We start from the raw sequence: 3064 nt of genomic DNA on the forward strand, positions 1-3064 counted from the left end.
GCCTACCTGGCATTGGCAGGTGAATTGATCCGTCGTACCCAACTGGAAGAAAAAGAACAATCACAGGAAGCATAATCAATGGCTAAAAAGCGTGGACTGGGTAAAGGTCTGGATGCACTACTGTCCAGCGTCAGTGATGTTGAAGAAAAAGTTTCTACCAAAGATGCTGAAAATCTGGATGGTTACTGCCAGTTGCCGGTGAATGTAATCCAGCGTGGTCGTTACCAACCGCGTCGTGATATTGAACCACAAGCGCTTGAAGAGCTTTCTAATTCAATTCGTGCTCAGGGTGTAATGCAGCCAATCGTAGTGCGCCCAATCGATTCGGACCGCTATGAGATTATCGCGGGTGAGCGCCGTTGGCGTGCATCGCAGATGGCAGATCTGACCGAGATCCCTGCCATTGTGAAGGATGTACCGGATGAAGCTGCCATCGCGATGGCACTTATAGAGAATATTCAACGTGAAAACCTAAATCCGATTGAAGAAGCGATTTCCCTGCAACGCCTCAAGGATGAGTTTGAACTCAGCCAGCAGGAAGTTGCAGATGCAATCGGTAAGTCACGTTCCACAGTTACAAACCTTCTGCGTCTGATAAATCTGACCGATGAAGTGAAAAAGATGCTGGAATACGGCGATCTGGAGATGGGTCATGCACGTGCGCTGCTTTCACTGGAAGATGATCAGCAGATTGAAGCCGCGCGAGAAATATCAGGCAAAAGTTTATCTGTGCGTCAGACCGAAGCACTGGTTAAGAAAATTCAGCAGGGTGAAGCCCCCAAAGCTGAAACGGTAAAACCAGAACCAGATCCACGCCTCTCTGAACTGGAAGGCCAGCTCTCTATGCGCTTTGCCAGTAAGGTAGCGATTAGTCAGAACGCTAAAGGCAGGGGCAAAATCACCATCAATTTTGATGATGAAGAAGCGTTAAGCAGTATTTTAGAACTTTTAAAATAATCCACTAAATCTGTGAGGTTATCGACGTAAAACAGTACTTTAGAACAGCAATTAAGATGACATAGCGCATATTGTGCTACGACATTAGTGCAAATGCTGTAACTGCCTGTTGTTTCGTCGCGCCTAAGCTCATATAATCGGCTCGCATTTTGGGGTGTATGCGCTCCAAGATAGAGCAAAATCGGGACTAATTGTTACAAAAGGTTGCGACATTAATGGCAATGGGCAAGGGGAACCGTAAACACGGTGTCCATAGTCAGAGAACTCGTAACCGCATCTTTAAAATATTCCTGATACAAGCAGGGATCTGTGTGGCTTTGTCTGTCGCACTTTTAGCCCACAGTCTGGTAACAGCCTGGTCGGCACTGCTTGGAGGCGGTCTTTATCTGCTGCCTAATCTCTATTTTGCACATCGCGCACTCACCTTTCGTGAGGAACAGAGTGCCAAGATGGCATTAGCCGAAATGTACATGAGCCAAATATGGAAAATGAGTATAAGCATACTGGCCTTTGCCGCTGTGTTTATCCTGATTCAACCTCTGAATCCATTTTCCTTATTTGGCACTTTCATCCTGATGCAGATATCCGGTTGGATTGCTCAGATGAATATGAATAAAAGATTCCTGAAACTTTGAACGAGAGAAACTGAGAATGGCTAGTGAAAGCGGAACTCTCACCTCCTCAGAATATATTTCACACCACTTAACCAACTTAACATTTGGTAAGTTGCCGGAAGGTACTACCCGTTATGATGGCTCCGTGGTAGGTGAAGGAGGTACTTGGACTTTTGCTCACGGCGGCGAAGCTGCTGATATGGGCTTTTGGGCAATCAACGTAGACACAATGGGCTGGTCAATTGTACTGGGCGTGTTCTTCCTTTGGTTGTTCCGTAAAGTTGCTAAGACTGCTACATCTGGTGTACCAGGTAGCACGCAGAACTTTGTTGAGACAATCATTGAGTTTGTTGACGACAACGTTAAAGGCATCTTCCACCATAAGAATCCAATGATTGCGCCACTGTCGCTGACAATCTTTGTTTGGATCTTCCTGATGAACACAATGGACCTGGTCCCAGTTGACTGGCTTCCATACATCGCAAGTCAGATGGGTATCGGCTACATGAAAGTCGTACCAACTACTGACGTAAACGCGACTGCAGGTATGGCTCTTAGCGTATTTGCACTGATTATTTTCTATAGCATCAAACAGAAAGGTCTGGGCGGCTTCCTGGCTGAACTTTCTTTCCAGCCTCTGGGTAAAGCGATGCTTCCATTTAACTTGTTCCTGGAACTTGTAGGTCTGCTGGCTAAGCCAATCTCTCTGGCGCTGCGACTGTTCGGTAACATGTACGCGGGTGAGATGATCTTCATCCTGATCGCGCTGCTACCATTCTGGGCACAGTGGGTACTGTCTGTACCTTGGGCAATCTTCCATATTCTTGTAATCACGCTGCAGGCGTTCATCTTCATGGTACTGACGATTGTATATCTGGCCATGGCTTACGATGACCACTAAGCACGATTGCTGAATAGAAGAAACAGAAAAACGATTTTTTAAAAACTTTCAATTTAAACTTTAAAACTTAATTGGAGATATAACAGATGGAAATGGCATTGCTATACATCGCTGGTGCACTGATGTTGGGTCTGGGCGCAGTAGGTGCTGCTGTAGGTATCGGTATCCTGGGTGGTAAATTCCTGGAAGGTGCTGCTCGTCAGCCTGAACTGATTCCTCTTCTGCGTACACAGTTCTTCATCGTAATGGGTCTGGTTGATGCGGTACCTATGATCGGTGTAGGTCTGGGTCTGTACGTACTGTTCGCTGTTGCGTAAGTAACTACAAGTCGAAAAGACTGACTTGTCGATTAACTTAACCAACCGCGAGAGGTAATGGCGTGAATATCAATCTAACCATCATTGGTCAGGCCATCGCTTTCTTTATCTTTGTTGTTTTCTGCATGAAGTACGTGTGGCCGCCAATTACGGCTGCACTGGCAGAACGTAAGAAAAAGATTGCTGAAGGTCTGGACGCTGCTGACCGTGCTGAGCGTGATTTACAGCTGGCTCAAGAAAAAGCCACTGAAAATATGCGTAAAGGCAAAGAAGAA

Annotated in this window: 5 protein-coding genes; all 5 read left to right on the forward strand. The window is 46.1% G+C overall.

Translation table 11 applies throughout. The features are described from left to right. The first annotated feature begins 78 nt into the window (after positions 1 to 78). Positions 79 to 957, forward strand: a complete 879-nt coding sequence (locus GY843_RS11605) for a ParB/RepB/Spo0J family partition protein (protein ID WP_297309739.1) — start codon at positions 79 to 81, stop codon at positions 955 to 957. A 215-nt stretch (positions 958 to 1172) separates the two neighbouring features. Beyond that, positions 1173 to 1592: an ATP synthase subunit I gene (locus GY843_RS11610; protein WP_297309741.1), complete on the forward strand. Its 420-nt coding sequence runs from the start codon at positions 1173 to 1175 to the stop codon at positions 1590 to 1592. A gap of 16 nt (positions 1593 to 1608) precedes the next feature. Then, a complete protein-coding gene (atpB, locus tag GY843_RS11615) occupies positions 1609 to 2472 on the forward strand; it encodes a F0F1 ATP synthase subunit A (protein WP_297309743.1) in 864 nt (287 codons plus the stop codon). Positions 2473 to 2558: 86 nt separating this feature from the next. Next, positions 2559 to 2789 carry a F0F1 ATP synthase subunit C gene (gene atpE / locus GY843_RS11620; protein ID WP_297309745.1) on the forward strand — a complete coding sequence of 77 codons (231 nt, stop codon included), beginning with the start codon at positions 2559 to 2561 and terminating at the stop codon, positions 2787 to 2789. A gap of 62 nt (positions 2790 to 2851) precedes the next feature. Further along, positions 2852 to 3064, forward strand: a 213-nt coding sequence (atpF, locus tag GY843_RS11625) for a F0F1 ATP synthase subunit B (protein ID WP_297309747.1), incomplete at its 3' end; no start/stop codon positions are given.

The sequence above is a fragment of the Neptuniibacter sp. genome (assembly GCF_024231755.1).
Taxonomy (GTDB): Bacteria; Pseudomonadota; Gammaproteobacteria; order Pseudomonadales; family Balneatricaceae; genus Neptuniibacter.

What these genes read in the sequence shown, in the direction of transcription:
- GY843_RS11605 (WP_297309739.1), top strand. Translation starts at nt 79, where the DNA reads ATGGCTAAAAAGCGTGGACTGGGTAAAGGTCTGGATGCACTACTGTCC.
- GY843_RS11610 (WP_297309741.1), top strand. Translation starts at nt 1,173, where the DNA reads ATGGCAATGGGCAAGGGGAACCGTAAACACGGTGTCCATAGTCAGAGA.
- atpB (WP_297309743.1), top strand. Translation starts at nt 1,609, where the DNA reads ATGGCTAGTGAAAGCGGAACTCTCACCTCCTCAGAATATATTTCACAC.
- atpE (WP_297309745.1), top strand. Translation starts at nt 2,559, where the DNA reads ATGGAAATGGCATTGCTATACATCGCTGGTGCACTGATGTTGGGTCTG.